This window comes from Glaciihabitans sp. INWT7 (genome assembly GCF_014217685.1).
In the GTDB taxonomy this organism is placed as follows: domain Bacteria; phylum Actinomycetota; class Actinomycetes; order Actinomycetales; family Microbacteriaceae; genus Lacisediminihabitans.
The window spans coordinates 1957991-1975273 of record NZ_CP043653.1 but is presented as its reverse complement, the minus strand read 5'-3'; the positions used below and the strand labels follow the sequence as shown (position 1 = coordinate 1975273).

Genomic DNA, 17283 nt, shown 5'->3' with positions numbered 1-17283 from the left:
ATGTCCCGATTGACCAACACCGTCGCCATCATCACCGGTGGTGCTCGCGGAATGGGGGCCGCCCACGCCCGAGCCTTCGTCAGGGAGGGCGCCCGTGTGGTGATCGCCGACGTGCTCGACGACGAGGGCCGGGCCCTTGCCGAGGAGCTCGGCGCGGCCGTGCGCTACGAGCACCTCGATGTGACGTCAGAGGGCGAATGGGAGGCGGTCGTCGCCTCCACCGTCGAGGCCTTCGGCACTGTCGACGTGCTCGTGAACAATGCGGGTATCGGCAACATGGCCGCCATCGACAAGTACACGCTGGAGATGTGGAATGCCGTGCTCGCGGTGAATCTCACCGGTACATTCCTCGGGGTGAGGGCTGTGGTTCCGGTGATGAAGGCCGCCAAACACGGATCCATCATCAATATCTCCTCGGTCGAGGGGCTGCGCGGAAGCGCCGGATTGCACGGCTATGTCGCGTCGAAATTCGCGGTGCGGGGTCTCACCAAGTCGGTGGCCGTGGAACTCGGGCGCCACAACGTGCGGGTCAACTCCGTGCATCCGGGGTTCATCGTGACCCCCATGACCGAGCAGCTCGACTTCGCGAGCCAGCAGGTTCCGCTCGGCCGACCGGCCCAACCCGAGGAGGTCTCCTCGCTCGTCGTCTTCCTCGCCAGCGAGGAGTCGGCCTACTCGACGGGTGCGGAGTTCGTGGTCGACGGAGGGATGACCTCGGCGATTCCACACTCCTGAGCTGTTGGCGGTCGTCGGGTTCCGCGCGCGGCAGGTCGACGTGATTGCTGGTGATCTCTTCGATCTGTGACCACGACGGTGGGTCAGCCCGACGGTGGATTTCTTAGCGATTTCTGACATCGGCGAGGCTACGGTGGCGCGGGTGCGCGGTCCACGGGGCCGTTCGAGGATGACTCCCTGGCCGCTCACGCGAGGGATGAGCTCATCGTTCGCGGCGATGAGACGATTGTGGAGGCCATCCTGAGCAGCATTGCCGACAGGCTTGCACAGAAGTCCAGCGGTCGCTCCGGGCCGGTCAAACAGGTGCGATTGCATCTCGTCTACCTGAATGTGAGGACCGCCCTCCTGGTATCCCTGCTCGTCGGAGTGGTTCTCGCAGCGTTCACGATCCTCCTCGGTTCGGTGGGGTGGGTCGTCCTCACCCGCACCGGCTCTCTCGACCAGCTGGCCAGTGTCGTCGCGGGAGAAGGAACCAACGGCATCAACGTGAAATCGTTGCTCAGCTTCAATCGGGTATTCGAACTGTGCGCACTGCTCGGGCTGGCGAATGTCGTCGTCACCACGATCTTCGGTGCGGTGAGCGCGGTGCTCTACAACCTGGTTGTGCGGCTCACCGGCGGTGTGTTCGTCGGATTCACCAACCAGTAGGCGCCGCGGAATGTCAATCGGACGGCCGGTCAGCGCTCCGCTGTCCACCCCGCCAGCCACGGAGACGGACGCCCGACCTCGAATTCGGTTCAGCGGTGCGGGAGTTGTCGAAGGATCGGACAGTCCCAGTCGGGGACGTGATGCTCGAACAGCACGTCGTCGGTCGGCCTTCAAAGGGTCGTGTGCCGGTGCCGTAGGGTGGCCGGCTGAAGATTTTTTGAGGGGGAGGTCGTGCGGGCAGTGATTCTGGGCGGGACGGGCGCCATCGGGGGCGCCGCCGCCGCGAGGTTGGCAGCCAGCGGGTGCGAGGTCGAGGTGACCGGTCGCAACCCCGCGTCGATGCCGGCAGAGCTGCCCGCACGGGGCGTCCATTTCCACTCGATCGAGCGGAGCGACGTCGAGGCGATCGGAAGGCTCGTCGGCGACGACTCGGCCCTCCTCGTCGATCTGCTCGCCTACCGCGCCGCAGACGTGCGAGCGCTGCTGCCGGCGATGGGATCGGTCGGAAGCACAGTGATCATCTCCACCAGAGCGGTCTACGTCGATGCGGATGGCCGCCACGTCAACGGGCATGATGCGCCCCGGTTTCCTGTGCCGATAACCGAAAGCATGCCGACCGTGCGGCCAGCAGACGGCGTCGACCCCTTCAGCCGCGAGGGATACGCGCCATCGAAGGTCGCCGTCGAGCAAGTCGCGTTGGGCAGCGGTCTTCCGATCACGGTCATCCGCCCGTCCAAGGTCCACGGGCGGTGGGCGCGCAACCCGCGCACTCGCTCATTCGTCGAGTCGATGATGAGAGGCGAGCAGAAGATTGAGCTTGCGGCGCGTGGAGAGAGCATCGACCATCTGACCGCGGCTTCCAACACGGCGGCCCTGATCGCCACTGTCGCCACGCTGCCGGGCGCTCGGATTCTCAACAGCGCTGACCCCGATGCCCCGTCGGCAGAGCAGATCGTTCGAGCGATCGCCCTGCGCGTGGGCTGGAACGGCGCGCTCGACCTCCTGGGTGGCGCGGCAGATCCGTTGCGTGGCCGGCACCCGTGGATGACGGCGCATCCGATCGTGCTGGATACGAGCGCGTCGACCCGACTGGGATACGCGCCCGCGGGCACCGGTCTGGCTCTGCTCGCGGAGGAAATCGATTGGATCGCGGCTCAGTGAGACCGTGCCGAGAGCGGAAAATGCCTCAGGGGGAAACGATGTCGGTCGAGGACAAGTCGACGAAATCCGTGGATTCTGGTGTGGCATGCGCCACATCCGCCGGCGGCGCCCCCGGCGAGTTGCGAAGCGCGCCCGTCTCGGCCTCGCCATAACCGACGATCTCGACAGAGACGGAATCCCACTGGTAGACGACAGTGCCCGCGGACGGGTGCTGCGAGGTGATGTAGAACAATCCTGGCCACGCGAGACCACCGATCGGTGGTCCATCAGGATCGGGGTTCGCAAGAGAGACGCCGGACTCGGCGGCCAGGTCACGGCCGACATGGAACGGCAGCCCGACGACATCCGGCACCGTGGCCCGCTCTGCAAACCGCTCGCTCATATTCACAAGTTACTCGTCGCCCACGACGAGAGCATCCTTTTCGTGGATCGGCAACGCTTTTCGATGGGGCCAACGACGGCGGGCCCTTCCTCGCCCGGGTGTGCCCCGTGCTTAGGGTGAGGAATGGCTCTTCGTCTGGAGGAAATTGTTGTCGACTGCCGTGATTGTGTCTCGCTCGCCCGGTGGTGGCGCGCCGCCACCGGCTGGCAGATCGTGGGCGAGGACAGTGGCGCGATAGAGCTGGCTCAAGCCCCGGGACACACGCCAACCATCTTGTTTGTGGAGGTATCCGACCTCCAGCGGGGAAAGAACCGGCTCCATCTCGACTGGGTGCCCGACGACCAGCAGGCGGAGGTCGAGCGTCTTATCGGCCTCGGCGCCAGCCGCGTCGAGATCGGTCAGGGAAGCACGTCCTGGGTGGTCATGGCAGACCCGGAGGGAAACGAGTTCTGCGTGCTTGCCGCGCGGTAGGAATGCTCGGTCGCGAATGCCTCGCCCTGCGGGCTGAATGAACAACGGTTCGCTGGTGATCGTGGACCAAGACGATGATTGCCGAGCCCCGATCCCTTCTGCAGCCAGTGACACGCCCCCTGCCCTCAGCGACGTTCGGAGGGCCGATCCGGTCTCTACTCTCTGCCGTCCTCGAGAGGGATGAGCATGGTGCGGAACGGACCCGCGACGGCGTGGAGGTCCCAGATGCGATCGGCGACGTCGTCGATGCCATTGGCGAGCTGAAGCCGGGGGATGCCTCCCGGGATCACCAGTTGCGCGACACGGATGCCTTCCCCCTCGAGTGCGTCGTGGAGCATCTCACCGTAGGCACTCTCGGCCGGGAATGCGACCGATGTGCCTGCGAAGTCGTCGCGTGCCTTCACTGAGGTGCCTCCGTTGACCAGGATGACGCTGCCGCTCCCGGCCTGACGCATCGACGGCAGGACCGCACGCACCGCCCGAATCAGTCCGAGGGCCGAGAACTGCAGTGCTTCCTGCGCCAGCTCCGGAGTCAGGTCGAGCACCGGCTTCAGATATTCACGCGACGGGAGCGGGCTGTACTGCACCGCAGTGATGGGTCCGAGCTCTGCCGCTGCACGCGTAAGGGCGTCTTCGAGCTCGGCTGGTGCCAGCACGTCCGCGGCGTAACCGCGCGCGGTCAAGCCGCCCGCGGTGAGCTCCGCGGCCATGGCGTCGAGCTTCGATTGGTTTCTCGAGATCAGGGCTATCGAGAAGCCTTCGCGGCCGAATCGTCGCGCTACCGCAGCTCCGAGTCCCGGTCCAGCTCCGATGATGGCGATGACAGGCACGATGGGGTCCTCCGATTGATGGTGGTGATTCGACCATAGCGGCCAGTGCGGGCGACAAGATGTCCACCATGCCCACCGAGAACCGGCGGCGACGGATGATTCGAGTCTGGCAGCTAGCCTGAGGGCGCGCGTCTGCGCGGCTGGAACGAGCCGAGGAGTCACCCAACCCATGAGTACAGAGCTGCACATCGAGCTGGCCCGCATCTTCGCGGCTCGCAACCGCGACAACATGGGGCCGACGATCGCCGCCCTCCTTCAGGTCTACGAGAAGCACCCCCTCGACCCTCGGGTTCTCTACGAAGTTGGTGGTGCGTACGACACCGCAGGCGACGAGACGACGGCCCTCGGGTTCTACCAGCGAGCGATGACCGGAGGGCTTGACGGGGATGTGCGTCGCCGGTGCTACCTCCAATACGGGAGCACTCTCCGCAACCTTGGACGCCTGGATGAGTCGGTGACCGTCTTTGCGCAGGCGCGCAGGGAGTTTCCGGATTCCGTTGCCCTCGGCGCATTCGAAGCACTGAGTCTCCATGCGGCCGGACACGTCAATACTGCCCTCGGCAGCCTTCTCGCCCTGATCGCAGACCATGTGCATTCGGAAGAGATCGAACGCTACAAACCCGCGCTGCGCGGCAACGCCGAATATCTGACATCGCTCGACTCATCGGGATCAACCGAGAGCGCCCGATAGCGGGACCGCAAGCTCGACGAGACGAGGCCCGATCCAGCAAAACTCGGGTTAGCCGGATATCGTGCCGCTCGCGAATGGTTCACGCGCCAGAGTCAGCCGGAACTTGACGCTCTCGTGTGCACGTTCCGCTTTGGCCACGCGGGCCTTGACGAAGTGCGGCGCTCATTGGCACCGGGCCGATCGGCCACCGTCGGTAATCCTGGCGCTGTGCTTCGCCAGCCCGCTAGCCTGTGAAAATGAACCTCCGTCGCGTTTCTGTGCTCCACGCCGCGATTCTTGCTCTCTGCCTTGTGGGGTGTGCGGCGAATAGCCCATCGGCAGTCTCGACTCCGTCCCCGTCGGTTGCCTGCCCTTACTCCGGCACGGAGAAGATCGACATACCGGGCTGCGCGATGTACGACGGCGACAAGCCCATGGATTCAAACTATGCCTACAGGGCTCGGGGCACGCCGGCGCCAAAAGATCAGGCCATCCTGGACCGAGCGCTTGTTTCGGCGAGATCGTCGCTACAGGCGATAGCCACCCCTATGCCGAACAGCGACCAGGTGAAAGCGGCCCTTGAGGCAGAAGGCCTCACCTTCGTCGAGGTTTCCGGCGACCCGGCGACCGAGGTGCAGTTCTGGGCAGAGAAAGAAATGAACGGTTGCGTGTTCGGCGAGATAACTCCTGTGGCGGGACTGACGATCGAAGACGGCGGTTTCGTCGCCGATGGGGGCTGCCACGCAGTTTCGGGACACTGACCAAGGTTCTGACAACCGCCGGGACCAAGCACACACCCCGTCCGACCAAGCATGTCGCCTCCGCGCTCGGCGGTCGTCGGTACGTGACGGTTGCCCGGTGATTTACCCTTGCGAGATGTGGCAACCCGTTCACTGCTTGCGCCTCGAGTGTGCGCCCGATGCGACCTCGCGAGGGGTGTCGCCCCTATATGCCCGCTGGGCCGACGCCCCAGTGGAGCAACCCGATCGAGGCGAGCAGCACCAGCAGGGAGGCGCAGATACCCCCGAGGGGAATCCACCAGGTCGCACGGCTGAGACTGTACCTGCGAATGCACAATCCGACACAGAATGCGAAGATCGCAACTATTCCCAGGGGAGCAGTCCATCCGGCGAACTCGATCAAGGGGAAGTTGCAGTTCCTCTCCCCGCAGGAATCAACGATGAAGCCGCTGAGCGCCGCAGTGAAGATGACATAGCCGGAGACGAGAATCTGTAGTGCGAACAGGGAGAGAGTGACGGCCAATGGTGGAGAGCCCGGTCCGCTGGCACTCTCGGCTCCAATTCCGTCGTAGCTGTCGGCGAAGAGGGTGCCGGCCTGTCGGCGTCGGTTTCGACGAGCTGCTCTATCCATGGACACAAGATAACCCGAAGAAGAATCTTCCTCGTGCATTCCGGCCATCAGCTCGAGCCTGGTCATCATCGCCGGGGTCAGCGCTTCGCACCTCGTCGAGGACTGGTCAGGTCTCCCGTGCGGGACCCTCAGCGGGATGCTAACCGGCACAACGCGCGGCACGCGCTAGCGTGTGGTGAATGGCGATGCACGACGATGAATTGCTCATTGACGAGCACATCGCCGCTCAACTGATCACTGACCAATTTCCCGAATGGCGTCGGGAGCGCGTCCAACGCGTCGAGGCAGAGGGAACAGTGAATGCCGTTTTTAGAATCGGCACTGGTCTTGCGGCGCGATTCCCGCTGCGTCCCGCAGATATCGCCGACAGGGGAGCAGTGCTCGCCCAGGAAACTGTCGCAATGCGCGAGTTGGTCGCATGCTGTCCGGTGCCGACTCCTGTGCCCGTTGCCCTGGGAACTCCCGGTCACGGGTACCCAATGCCATGGTCCGTGCAGACGTGGCTGCCGGGAGTAGTTGCAACGCCCAACGGGCTAGCGCGCTCTGATCGCTTCGCCCGGGACCTGGCCGAGCTCGTCAACGCACTTCGCGCCGCTGACACCAGAGGAGGCCACTTCGCAGGCTCGGGCCGCGGCGGCGATCTCGGGGGCTCCGACGACTGGATGCAAGTCTGCTTCACAGAAAGCGATGGGCTCCTTCCCGTCGAAGAGCTCCGCGGTCTTTGGGCCGAATTCCGCAACTTGCCTGAATACCACCGTGAACTGATGACGCACGGTGATCTGACACCGGGCAATCTCCTTGTTCACGGTGATCGACTCATGGGGCTCTTAGATGGCGGAGGGTTCGCTGCTGCTGACCCGTCACTTGACCTTGTGGCCGCGTGGCACATGCTCGACGAGGACAGGCGAGCGCTATTCCGCAGCGAACTGTCATGCGACGACCTCGAGTGGCGACGGGGAGCCGCGTGGGCGTTCCAACAGGCGATGGGCTTGGTGTGGTACTACCGGAGGACGAACCCCGGGATGAGCGCGCTGGGGCGGAACACCTTGGAGCGCATGCTCGCCGGCCAAGAGTTCTAGGAGAATTCATCTCTCAGCTCAGGCGCCAGATCCACCGACCCTGACCGCGCCCGACATTGTCTATCCCATCGAGCGAATACTGTTCTACTCGGGAAAGTGAGACGGCGTATTCGCCCCCGAAGTCAGGTGCGATGTTATGGGGTGGCGCACTGGCCGACGATGTTCATGTGGATGAGTCCATCGATGGTGGTCGAGTCTCGAATGGTCATACGAGCGATCGGAAGAGTGGCGCTGTACCGAAGGTCTTCTTGGATAGCTCGGTCGGGCGCGTAGCCCGCGGAGTCCCAGGCCGCAAGAATCTGATCACGTGATCGAGCGTTGTTTCCGGTGCGAAAGTCGAGTTGGACATTTCCTTGAGAACCGGAATCTTCGCAGGCAACCGCCATCGGCACTATGCCGGCGAAATTTATGATGGCACCGTTCATATCGGTGACTGGTCCCACTGCGGCCCTCTGTGACACCGCTGCCATCTGCTGGATCGCCGACCGGACGTACTGTGCGGTGAACTGGGGCGGCGGCGTCTGCCTCGGAGGTGCCGGTTCCACCGCGGGACCGTTTTCGATTGCGGCGGTCGCTCGCTCGACGAGGCGATCGAGCCGATAAGGCCCGGAGATTGTTACGAGGAGCAACGTGCAGGCAAAGAGCGCGCTGCAGGCGATACCCACCCACATCCAGCGGCTCTTACGCCATCGGACCCCAACGAGCGCACAAGCCATGGTCACCGCCAGCCCGACAAACGACCACAGAGCGCCCTGCGCTATCAAGTCGGCAGAGAGCGCGATCTCACGTACCCAGGCTTCCGTGGTGTCCGGCGCGGAAAGGGAGCTACCCACCACGAAGGTGGCCATTATCGTCAGGTAGCAGCAGACCAGGATGGAGGCCGCGATCAGGGCGGATGCAGCCACATATCGTGCGGCGATCGATACCGTTTTCAACCGAGAGACCTAGTGCTGGTCGATCGACGGCAGACGATTTTTGCGGATGTACACGTTGAGGGCGCGTATCGCCGTGATTGCGAGCCAAAACAGCACGATGACTGCGGCCGCTATGACGATGAAATAGAGAACCACGAGAAAGCTGAACTGAATCATCCTCTGAGACTAGCGACCTGCCCGATCGGGGCTGCCTCGCAACTCGACCTGACGCGCCGGAACTGCCCTGAGCTCGCAAGCAGGCCGCACTGGGTAGCCCTTTACGGCGTGGGGGGAGCAAGCGTCAGCCAGAATTCATCAACCGCGTAGCCAACCCTGCTGTTCGCCGTCACACTCGCGGTGTGTTGCAATCGGTGCGAACGAACGACTGGGACCGCTGCCCTCGTCGGGGAGGCGGTGCCAGTTTCCAGGTTGCGTTCGGCTAGTGAGCCGTGACCGGCTCACGGTCGGCTATTGCTGTGCCGTTCGGGTTGGTGAGTGAGATTCCGTCGCCGCGGCGACGGAACAGGAGCGCTGAGAGCAGTGCGCCGAAAGCGAAGAATGCTGCGCCCGCCCAATAGGCGGTGGCGTAGCTGTGCACGGCTGCTTCGGCCGCGACCCGCGCCGTGGTGGGCACATGAGAAGCGAGGTAGCTTGTCGCGGTCGCGGCTGCGAGGGTGTTGAGCAGCGCTGTCCCGATCGATCCTCCGACTTGCTGACTGGTGTTCACCATTGCCGATGCCACGCCGGCGAACTTGCGGTCGACTCCGAGCGTCGCGGTCTGCATCGATGCGGGCATGATCGATCCCATCGCAAATCCCATGATCATCAGCGGAGGCAAGACCTCGGACGCATATGCGCTCTGAAGATCCAAGCGGGTGAGCATCACCATCGCGACGACACCCAGTGTCATACCGAACGGCACCATGATTTTCGGTCCGAATCGGGGAACGAAGAGGTTCGTGCCGAGCTGGGCAGCAAGGATGAGCATGGCGATCATCGGCAGGAACGATAGGCCGGCCTGCACGGGGGTGTAGTTGAGGGTCTTCTGCAGGTAGTACGTCACGAAGAGGAAGACGCCGAACATCCCGATTCCGGCGATGAGAACGGAGCTGTAAGCGGCACCGCGGTTGCGGTCGAGCACGATCGAAAGAGGCAGGAGTGGGTGGGCGGCGCGCCGCTGCCAGAGTACGAACGCGATCAGCAGCCCGACAGCTGCGGCCAGCATGCCCCAGGTGAGGGGGGAGTCCCACCCATCGGTTTCCGCATGGGAAAACCCATAGACGAGGCTGAAAAGCGCACCAGAGACGAGAATGGTTCCGGGAATGTCGAGCTTCGGACGGGGGCTCGTTCGAACTCCGTGGTCTACGTAGATCGCCGCACCGATAATGGCGAGCAGCGCGATGAACACGTTGATGTACAGGTTCCAGCGCCAGTCGAAGTATTGGGTGAGGTAGCCGCCGAGGAGAAGGCCTACCGCCCCTCCCGCTCCAGCGATCGCTCCGAAGACACCGAAAGCGCGAGCGCGTTCTTTCGGCACCGTGAATGTCGTCGTCAACACTGCTAGAGCAGTGGGCGCGAGCATCGCGCCGAATACACCCTGGAGTGCGCGAGCACCGACGAGCATGCCGAAACTATCAGCAGCACCTCCGAGCGCGGATGCCAGAGCGAAACCGATGAGACCGATGATGAAGGTGCGCTTGCGCCCGATCAGGTCGGATAGTCGGCCGCCAAGGAGCAGCAAGCTGCCGAAGGCGAGAGAGTAGGCGGTGACGACCCATTGGCGGTCTCCGTTGGAGAAGCCGAGGTCGGCCTGGGCCGCAGGCAGGGCAATGTTGACGACGGTCGAGTCGAGCACGACCATGAGCTGGGCAAGGGCGACGACGCCGAGCGTCAACCACCGTCGCCGCGATACGACAGCGGGGCCAGAGGGGGCGACAGGCGAAGCAGGGGATTCATCAGACATGAGACTGACTATATCCGAAACTTTACAGTTCCGGATTCTGTTGGTCTAGAATTTGCTTGCACGAAACATTTCACCACCCGGGTGGCGCTGTCGAGCAAGGAGTACGCCGCAATGAGTCAGATCGAACTCGCGCCGCGTGACGCCGATTCGCCGAAGCTGGGACGAAAGCGCGATCACACCCGCGACCCGGAAATTCTCACCGCTGCATTGGATGTGCTCGCTGAAACGGGCTATGACCGCATGACCATCGACATGGTGGCGGCTCGCGCCAAAGCAGGCAAGGCGACTGTGTACCGCCGCTGGGCCTCCAAGGCAGAACTCGTCATCGATGCCGTTGCGTGCATGAAGAACGCCGACATCGACATCACCAATCTTCCCGACACCGGCACGCTCCGGGGCGATCTTGTCGCCAACATAAAGCCCCACGCGATCGAGGACGGTGACCGCAAACTTCATGTCATGGCGGGGTTGATGTCGATGATCACCCATGACCCGGGGCTGGCAGACGCGGTGCAGACCGCAATCGTCGAGCCCCGCGCGGCGATCAGCAGGATCTTCCTTCAGCGGGCGATCGACCGGGGGGAAATCCCCGTCCACAGCAACGTGGACACGTTGTCACTCCTTGTCACGTCGATGGCGATGTACCGTTCGATGATCCAGCGCAAGACGGTTGACCGCGCGTTTCTCATATCCGTCATCGATGGCCTGCTGCTACCGGCCGTCGGACTTCGTCCGTAGCTTCGCAGCGGAGAGAGACGTTCGAGCGCGACCTCCTACGACTTGCACGTTCTCGGGTCGCCCCGAGCACGCCGCCAGGCTGCGACGATTCAGGCTGAGACGATTCAGGCTGAGACGATTCGGGCTGAGACGACTCAGGCCGCGACGACTCAGGCCGCGACGACCTCTGGACGCCGGTCGAGGTGGATTCCCGCGATCATGCACCGCACCGAGCCTCCCGCGAGTTCGATGGTCGGGATGTCGAGGGGCATCAGCGTGCAGGACCGTTCGATGATCGCGAGCTGGTCGGGTCGCAGCGTCTCGGCGGCACGCCGCGACAGGGCGAGGATGCGGCCTCCCGGGGCGTGCAGTTCGATCGCGTTGCCGGCGAAGTCGCAGACCTGGTCGAACTCGAGATCGATGATGGTGCGTCCGTGGGCGGTCAGCCGGTCGACCACCTGCGCGCGGCGCGCGGGGGAGTGGATCAGGTCGAGACCCACGAGGGCGAAATCGGTGGCGATCCCCATCATCACGTTGGTGTGATAGATCGGCACCCCACTCGGGTCGACCGCATCGAACACCATCGGCTCGTATCCGAAGTTGGTGCAGAACCTCTCGAGAGCGATCGGATCGGCGCGGTGCGAGCGGGCGACGTAGGCGATGCGCGACACGTGGTCGAGCACGATGGCGCCGGTGCCCTCGAGGAAAACGTCATCGAGTTCGAGACCGGAATAGTCGATGACATCCTGGACCCGGTAGTCGCTCTTCAGCATGTCGATCACATCCCACCGGCGCTCGCCGCGACGGTTCACCGCGTACATCGGGTAGATGGCGACGTGACCGCCCGGATGGGTGGACATCCAGTTATTGGGGAAGACGCTGTCGGGCCGATCCGCACTCTCGTCGTCGAAGAGGTGAACCCGGATGCCGGCAGCCTCGAGAGCCGCAGCCGCACGCGTCACCTCGTCGTAGGCGGCCGCGGCGATGCGGACCGACTCGGTCTCGGCTCCGATCACCTGGAACACGTTGTCGTCGGCGGTGAGGGGGTTGGGGCGAAAATGGTGCGGTCGCACCAGTACGACCGCCGAAGGCGCCTGGATCGACACCGGGCTCAGCCGCCGACGGGGGAGAGCGCGCCGATCATGCCGAAGAGATCCTTGGGGTTCTCCGGAGACGCGACGAGGTCGATCTCGTCGAAGAAGTCGGTGTCCGCCACCGAATCACGCAGGTAACGAAGGGCGGAGAAGTCCTCGATAGCGAAGCCGACGGAGTCGAAGAGCGTGATCTGCTCGGCCGAGGTGCGCCCGGCAGCGCTGCCGACGATGACCTTCCACAGTTCCGTGACGGGGAAGTCGGGTGCCATCTGCTGGATCTCACCCTCGACCCGCGTCTGGGGCGGGTATTCGACGAAGACGGATGCCCGGTCGAGGATCGCCGCCTCGAGTTCTGTCTTGCCGGGGCAGTCGCCGCCGATCGCGTTGATGTGAACGCCTGCAACGACGAGGTCGCTCGTCAGCACTGTCGCGAGGGCCTTGTCTGCGGTGCAGGTGGTGATGATGTCGGCCCCGGCCACGGCATCCGCGGCGCTCGCGGCGACCGTGATGTCGAATCCGAGGGGGGCGAGATTGCGCACGAATTTCTCCACGGCGTCGGGATCGGTGTCCCACACGCGCAGTTTGTCGATTCCGAGCGCGGCCCGGAATCCGAGGGCCTGGAACTCGGCCTGGCTGCCGGCGCCGATCATCGCCATGGCGGTGGAATCCGGGCGGGCGAGTTCTTTTGCGACCATCGCGGAGGTCGCGGCCGTGCGCAGGGCGGTGAGAAGGGTCATCTCGGCGAGCAGCGTCGGGTAGCCGTTGTGCACGTCGGCCAGCACCCCGAACGCGGTCACGGTCTGGAATCCCCGGGCGGGGTTGGAGGGGTGGCCATTGACGTACTTGAAGGCGTAGGTCTCGAGGTCGCTGGTCGGCATCAACTCGATCACGCCGAGGGGGGTGTGACTGGCCACTCGAGCCGTCTTGTCGAAGCTCTCCCAGCGACGGAAGTCGTCGCGAAGGTACCCGATCATGCCGCCGATGATGGCCTCTGGTCCGGTCGTGGTGGCCCATCGCACCATGTTTCGAACATCCACAAAACGCGTCACGGGCGTCTCCACTTCACTAGACAGCAAGCCTAGTTTCCGACGATATGCACAGAGAATGATCAAAAAGCTGTTCTTTTAGACTGTGGATGAGCAATCTGTTACACGGTGTAGTACTTTGTGTTCATGCCTGCTCTGGACGACCTCGACCGCAATCTGCTCTCCGCCCTGCGCGAGGACGGCAGGGCATCCGTCGCGTTCCTTGCGCGCACGCTGGGGGTCGCCCGAGCCACGATCAGCAGTCGGCTCGAGCGGCTCGTGTCATCCGGAACCGTTGTGGGGTTCACGGTGCGGGTGAGGGATGAGCTCGACCCCCTCACCATCCATGCGATCGCCTTCATCGAGGTGGAGGGTCGCACCACCGACCACGTGATCCGCCAGCTGCGTGGCCTGCCCGAGATCAGTGCGCTCCACACCACGAATGGCGGCTGGGACCTCGTGGCCGAACTGCGCACAGAGACCCTCACGGATTTCGATCGCACCCTCGGGCAGATCCGCGCGATCGAGGGCGTGGTCAACAGCGAGACCAGCCTGCTGCTCAGTTCGGTTCTGCGCTAGCGGCACTGTCCTGCGCTGGCGGGTCAGCCTTCCGGCAGCTCCGGCGTCAGCGGCGCAATTCCGCCTTGCCGAGGGAAGACAGGTGCACTTCGTCCGGACCGTCGGCCAGACGCAGCGCGCGCGCTGCGGCGTACATCTCGGCGATCGGGTCGTCGGCCGTGAGCCCGCCGCCGCCGTGCAACTGGATGGCGCGGTCGAGGATCTGCTGCACCGCCCGCGGCACGGCGATCTTGATCGCCTGGATCTCGGTCATCGCCCCGGCGTTGCCCACCGTGTCCATGAGCCACGCGGTCTTCAGCACCAGCAGCCGCAGCGATTCGATCGAGATGCGGCTCTCGGCCAGCCATTCGCGCACCACGCCCTGCTCGGCGAGGGGCCTCCCGAAGGCGACGCGAGTCTGTGCTCGCTCGCGCATGAGATCCATCGTGCGCTCCGCCATGCCGAGCAGCCTCATGCAGTGATGGATGCGTCCAGGCCCGAGCCGCGCTTGGGCGATTGCGAATCCGTCGCCCTCCCCGGCGATGAGGTTGCTCTCGGGCACCCGCACTCCCTCGAAGAGCACCTCGGCGTGGCCGCCGTGGTCCCGGTCGTCATACCCGAAGACCGTGAGGGGACGCACGATCGTGACCCCCGGGGTGTCGCGTAGCACGAGGATCATGCTCTGCTGGCGGTGACGGGGAGCGTCCGAATCCGACGCCGCGGTGCGTCCCATCACGATGAAGATCTCGGCCTCGGGGTTCATCGCCCCGGTCGACCACCACTTTCGCCCGTCGATCACATAGTCGTGCCCATCGCGACGGATGCTCGTCGCGATGTTCGTGGCATCCGAAGAGGCGACCTCCGGCTCCGTCATGCAGAACGATGAGCGGATGCGGCCCTCCAGCAGCGGCGCCAGCCAGCGTTCCTTCTGCGCCGGGGTTCCGAACTCCGCCAGCACCTCCATGTTTCCGGTGTCCGGCGCGGCGCAGTTGAGCGCGACGGGGGCCAGCTTCGGACTGCGCCCGGTGAGCTCCGCGACGGCCGCATACTGCAGGTTCGTCAGGCCCTCGGAGGGAAGGAAGAGGTTCCAGAGGCCGCGCAAACGGGCCTCCGCCTGCAGCTCCCGCACGATGGGACGCAGGCTCCAGTCATCCGGGGTCTCGGCGACCTGGGCCTCGAGCACGGTCTCTGCGGGGTAGACGCACTCGGCGAGGAAGGCATTCATCCGCTCGACGAGGTCGACCGTCGTGGCGTCGGGGGCGAAGTCCATCAGCGGGTCCTTTCGGCCAGCGAGCGCAGACCGGCCCTGGCGAGTGGGGCGACGAGAGCGCCGATGGTGTCGAAGCCGGGGCCGACCGTCTCGCCGGCCTGGAACCGCAGGTGGATGCCCTCCAGGATGATGGCGAGCTTGTAGGCGGCGAACGCGAGGTACCAGGAGAGCTCGGGCACCGCGGTTCCCCGCGCTGCGGCGTAGGCGTCGAGCAGTTCGGCGAAGCTCGGGTATCCCGCGGCCGGATCGACCGCGCTCGCCGCAACGGCCGCCGCCTGCTCGCTGATGCTGCTGATGTCCCAGTAGAGACCGAGCAGTCCGAGGTCGGTGAACGAATCCCCGATGGTCGCCATCTCCCAGTCGAGGATCGCCGCGATGCGGGGCCGTCGACCGGAATCCACCTGCACTATCGCATTGTCGAGGCGGAAGTCGCCGTGCACGAGCGAGGAGCCGATCGTCGATGGCACCCTCTCACGCAGGGCTGCCTGCAACGCGTCGAGCTCCGGCAACGGGCGGCTGCGGGACTTGTCATACTGCTCACCCCAGCGGCGCACCTGGCGATCGAGGTAGCCGGATGCCCGGCCGAAGTCGTCGAGTCCGACACCAGCCGGGTCGATCGAGTGCAGTTCGGCAAGGGTTTCGACCAGGTCGAGGCTCAGTGTCCGCAGTTGGCTCGGGCTGAAGGGGGCGTTCGCGGCGGGGGACGAGAGCACCTGGCCGTCGACGAAGCCCATGAGGTAGAAGGGGGTACCAACTCCGGCGGTGCCGTCGGTGTCATCCCGCACAACAGGGCCTGCGGCACGGGCACCGTGCTTCCGCCGAGCGCAGAGATCACCCGGAATTCCCGGCCCATGTCGTGAGCGCTCGCCAGCACGTGCCCGAGCGGTGGACGCCGAAGCACCAGGGGCGTCGCCCCACCGAGCACCCGGTAGGTGAGGTTGCTGCGACCGCCCGTGATCAGCGTCGCGTCGAGCTGGGATTGCGCGACGAGTTCCGGATGCTCAGCCCTCAGCCACTCCTCGAGCACCGACGTCGCGAGCCCCCGTGGTTCGCGGCTCATCCCGCCATCACCAACTGGGACTCGATCGCGTCTCGAACGAGCCGCGGGATCGGCACCGGTCTCTGGCCGACGGGGTCGACGAAGACATGCACGAACTGCCCGGTTGCCACCAGCGCCCCGGAACTCTCGGCGTGCAGGCCGAGCTCCCAGGTCACACTCGTCGTGCCGAGGCGCCCGGCGCGGAGGCCCACCACGAGTCCCTCCGGGAACGACACCGACGCGAGGTAGGTGCAGGAGGAGGAGACCACCACGGCCATCGCGTCATCCGCGTCCGTGCGGAGTCCGGCGATCCCGATCAGCCAGCTGGTGATGGTGGTGTCCATCGCGGCATAGTGGGTCGTGTTGTTCAGGTGACCGTAGACGTCGTTGTCGTTCCAGCGCGTGCCGAAGACGCGACTGTAGCCGAAGCCCTCCGGCACCGGAGTCTCTGTCGGTGCTGGTGTCTTAGTCATCTGCTCGTCAGGAACAGGGCGACGAGCAGCGCGATGTACACGAGCACGAAGATCGCGGGCGTCACGAACTTCGGCACGAGCAGCCAGCGGCGGGAGGCGATGATGCGCTGCGCCACGGCCGAGGGAGCGACGATCGCGTCGAGATCGTCGATGATCGCGGCCGCCTCACCCGCAACCGAGATCTGAGCGAGCGCGCCAAGGATGCCCGAGGCGAGCAGGATTCCCGCGGCCCCGAGCCGCACGCTGGCCGGCGCCGTGGTCAGGCCGGCGTCGAGCAGGCCGATCGTGACGATGAGCAGGAAAGTCGGGGCGAACTGCGACACGATGAGGTGCAGTCGCGCCTTCGTCCAGAGCTCGATGAGGGACTTCTCGGTCAGGGCCTTTTCCTCGGTCATGAGGGCTCCTCTGCTGGGGGTGTGGGATGCGGCTCGGCGGCGAAAAGCACGATGGTGTCCGCAACAAGTGCGGGCTTCGATTCGCCGTCGATCTCTACAGTCATCTTCACACCCACCCGCACTCCGAGCCCCACAGCCTCGGCGCTGGTGATCGATCCGCGTGCCCGCAGCCGCGATCCGCTCCGCACCGGCTGCAGAAACCGCACCCGGTCGAGGCCGTAATTGATGGCCATCGCCACGGAACCCACCTCGAGCAACTGCGCGGTGAACGGGGCGAGAAGGGACAGGCTGAGGTACCCGTGGGCGATGGTGCCGCCGAAGGGCCCGGCGGCAGCTCGTTGCGGATCGACGTGGATCCACTGCTCGTCGCCCGTCGCGGCCGCGAAGCCATCGATGCGGTGCTGGTCGATCTCGAGCCACTCTGTGGTGCCGAGCTCGGCTCCCACGGCAGTCAGCAGAGCGGCGGGGTTGGCAAAGGCGGTCATCGG

General features: G+C 64.9%; 22 protein-coding genes and 1 pseudogene. 9 read left to right on the top strand and 14 right to left on the bottom strand.

The window, feature by feature from the left end:
* From F1C58_RS09580 to F1C58_RS09570, 3 genes are all read left to right on the top strand, one after another.
* Positions 1-735 carry a glucose 1-dehydrogenase gene (locus F1C58_RS09580; RefSeq protein WP_185200902.1) on the top strand — a complete coding sequence of 245 codons (735 nt, stop codon included), beginning with the start codon at positions 1-3 and terminating at the stop codon, positions 733-735.
* Positions 736-963: 228 nt separating this feature from the next.
* Complete coding sequence (locus tag F1C58_RS09575; protein ID WP_185200901.1) at positions 964-1383, top strand: DUF3566 domain-containing protein; 420 nt, start codon at positions 964-966, stop codon at positions 1381-1383.
* Between the two features lie 231 nt (positions 1384-1614).
* A complete protein-coding gene (locus F1C58_RS09570; protein WP_185200900.1) occupies positions 1615-2544 on the top strand; it encodes an NAD-dependent epimerase/dehydratase family protein in 930 nt (309 codons plus the stop codon).
* Positions 2545-2569: 25 nt separating this feature from the next.
* Here F1C58_RS09570 and F1C58_RS09565 read toward each other — a convergent pair whose 3' ends face one another.
* Entirely contained in the window at positions 2570-2926 is a 357-nt protein-coding gene (locus tag F1C58_RS09565; protein WP_185200899.1) for a PASTA domain-containing protein, read from the bottom strand.
* Between the two features lie 123 nt (positions 2927-3049).
* On the opposite strand from F1C58_RS09565, the gene F1C58_RS09560 reads away from it, so the two are divergent.
* Positions 3050-3397 (top strand): VOC family protein, encoded by a 348-nt coding sequence (locus tag F1C58_RS09560; RefSeq protein ID WP_185200898.1) that lies wholly within the window; start codon positions 3050-3052, stop codon positions 3395-3397.
* Positions 3398-3552: 155 nt separating this feature from the next.
* Here the strand turns inward: F1C58_RS09560 and F1C58_RS09555 are convergent, their stop codons facing one another.
* The gene (locus tag F1C58_RS09555) at positions 3553-4227 is read right to left on the bottom strand and encodes an SDR family oxidoreductase (protein ID WP_185200897.1); all 675 of its coding nucleotides are present in this window, start codon (positions 4225-4227) and stop codon (positions 3553-3555) included.
* Between the two features lie 169 nt (positions 4228-4396).
* Between F1C58_RS09555 and F1C58_RS09550 the strand changes: the two genes are divergently transcribed.
* Positions 4397-4918: a tetratricopeptide repeat protein gene (locus tag F1C58_RS09550; protein WP_185200896.1), complete on the top strand. Its 522-nt coding sequence runs from the start codon at positions 4397-4399 to the stop codon at positions 4916-4918.
* 236 nt (positions 4919-5154) lie between these two features.
* Positions 5155-5658 carry a hypothetical protein gene (locus F1C58_RS09545; RefSeq protein ID WP_185200895.1) on the top strand — a complete coding sequence of 168 codons (504 nt, stop codon included), beginning with the start codon at positions 5155-5157 and terminating at the stop codon, positions 5656-5658.
* 184 nt (positions 5659-5842) lie between these two features.
* On the opposite strand, the gene F1C58_RS09540 is transcribed toward F1C58_RS09545, so the two are convergent.
* Positions 5843-6268, bottom strand: a complete 426-nt coding sequence (locus F1C58_RS09540) for a hypothetical protein (protein WP_185200894.1) — start codon at positions 6266-6268, stop codon at positions 5843-5845.
* Positions 6269-6447: 179 nt separating this feature from the next.
* On the opposite strand from F1C58_RS09540, the gene F1C58_RS09535 reads away from it, so the two are divergent.
* Positions 6448-7347 carry an aminoglycoside phosphotransferase family protein gene (locus F1C58_RS09535; protein WP_185200893.1) on the top strand — a complete coding sequence of 300 codons (900 nt, stop codon included), beginning with the start codon at positions 6448-6450 and terminating at the stop codon, positions 7345-7347.
* 134 nt (positions 7348-7481) lie between these two features.
* On the opposite strand, the gene F1C58_RS09530 is transcribed toward F1C58_RS09535, so the two are convergent.
* The 3 genes from F1C58_RS09530 to F1C58_RS09520 all read right to left on the bottom strand — a co-directional run bounded on the left by F1C58_RS09530 (position 7482) and on the right by F1C58_RS09520 (position 10224).
* Positions 7482-8282 (bottom strand): hypothetical protein, encoded by an 801-nt coding sequence (locus F1C58_RS09530; RefSeq protein WP_185200892.1) that lies wholly within the window; start codon positions 8280-8282, stop codon positions 7482-7484.
* A gap of 9 nt (positions 8283-8291) precedes the next feature.
* Positions 8292-8438, bottom strand: a complete 147-nt coding sequence (locus F1C58_RS09525) for a hypothetical protein (RefSeq protein WP_185200891.1) — start codon at positions 8436-8438, stop codon at positions 8292-8294.
* Between the two features lie 262 nt (positions 8439-8700).
* A complete protein-coding gene (locus F1C58_RS09520) occupies positions 8701-10224 on the bottom strand; it encodes an MFS transporter (RefSeq protein ID WP_185200890.1) in 1524 nt (507 codons plus the stop codon).
* Positions 10225-10335: 111 nt separating this feature from the next.
* Here F1C58_RS09520 and F1C58_RS09515 point away from each other — a divergent pair, with 111 nt between their 5' ends.
* Positions 10336-10962: a TetR/AcrR family transcriptional regulator gene (locus F1C58_RS09515; protein WP_185200889.1), complete on the top strand. Its 627-nt coding sequence runs from the start codon at positions 10336-10338 to the stop codon at positions 10960-10962.
* A 149-nt stretch (positions 10963-11111) separates the two neighbouring features.
* Here the strand turns inward: F1C58_RS09515 and ctlX are convergent, their stop codons facing one another.
* Together ctlX and F1C58_RS09505 are read right to left on the bottom strand one after the other, a co-directional pair.
* Positions 11112-12047 carry a citrulline utilization hydrolase CtlX gene (ctlX, locus tag F1C58_RS09510; protein WP_219731959.1) on the bottom strand — a complete coding sequence of 312 codons (936 nt, stop codon included), beginning with the start codon at positions 12045-12047 and terminating at the stop codon, positions 11112-11114.
* Between the two features lie 5 nt (positions 12048-12052).
* Complete coding sequence (locus F1C58_RS09505; protein WP_370543643.1) at positions 12053-13057, bottom strand: ornithine cyclodeaminase; 1005 nt, start codon at positions 13055-13057, stop codon at positions 12053-12055.
* A gap of 150 nt (positions 13058-13207) precedes the next feature.
* On the opposite strand from F1C58_RS09505, the gene F1C58_RS09500 reads away from it, so the two are divergent.
* Complete coding sequence (locus tag F1C58_RS09500) at positions 13208-13639, top strand: Lrp/AsnC family transcriptional regulator (protein ID WP_185200887.1); 432 nt, start codon at positions 13208-13210, stop codon at positions 13637-13639.
* Positions 13640-13685: 46 nt separating this feature from the next.
* Here the strand turns inward: F1C58_RS09500 and F1C58_RS09495 are convergent, their stop codons facing one another.
* The 6 genes and pseudogenes from F1C58_RS09495 to F1C58_RS09475 form a co-directional block, all read right to left on the bottom strand.
* Positions 13686-14888, bottom strand: a complete 1203-nt coding sequence (locus tag F1C58_RS09495; RefSeq protein WP_185200886.1) for an acyl-CoA dehydrogenase family protein — start codon at positions 14886-14888, stop codon at positions 13686-13688.
* A complete protein-coding gene (locus F1C58_RS09490) occupies positions 14888-15673 on the bottom strand; it encodes a phosphotransferase family protein (RefSeq protein WP_255461053.1) in 786 nt (261 codons plus the stop codon). Before F1C58_RS09490 ends, F1C58_RS09495 begins: the two co-directional genes overlap by 1 nt.
* 95 nt (positions 15674-15768) lie before the next feature.
* Positions 15769-15948 (bottom strand): annotated as a pseudogene (locus tag F1C58_RS16975) (phosphotransferase family protein); the annotation flags it as partial.
* Positions 15945-16400: a thioesterase family protein gene (locus F1C58_RS09485; RefSeq protein WP_185200885.1), complete on the bottom strand. Its 456-nt coding sequence runs from the start codon at positions 16398-16400 to the stop codon at positions 15945-15947. The pseudogene F1C58_RS16975 and the gene F1C58_RS09485, both read right to left, overlap by 4 nt.
* Positions 16397-16795 (bottom strand): hypothetical protein, encoded by a 399-nt coding sequence (locus F1C58_RS09480; protein WP_185200884.1) that lies wholly within the window; start codon positions 16793-16795, stop codon positions 16397-16399. The genes F1C58_RS09485 and F1C58_RS09480 overlap by 4 nt, the downstream gene beginning before the upstream one ends.
* Positions 16792-17280, bottom strand: a complete 489-nt coding sequence (locus F1C58_RS09475; protein WP_185200883.1) for a MaoC family dehydratase — start codon at positions 17278-17280, stop codon at positions 16792-16794. Before F1C58_RS09475 ends, F1C58_RS09480 begins: the two co-directional genes overlap by 4 nt.
* Positions 17281-17283 lie beyond the last annotated feature (3 nt).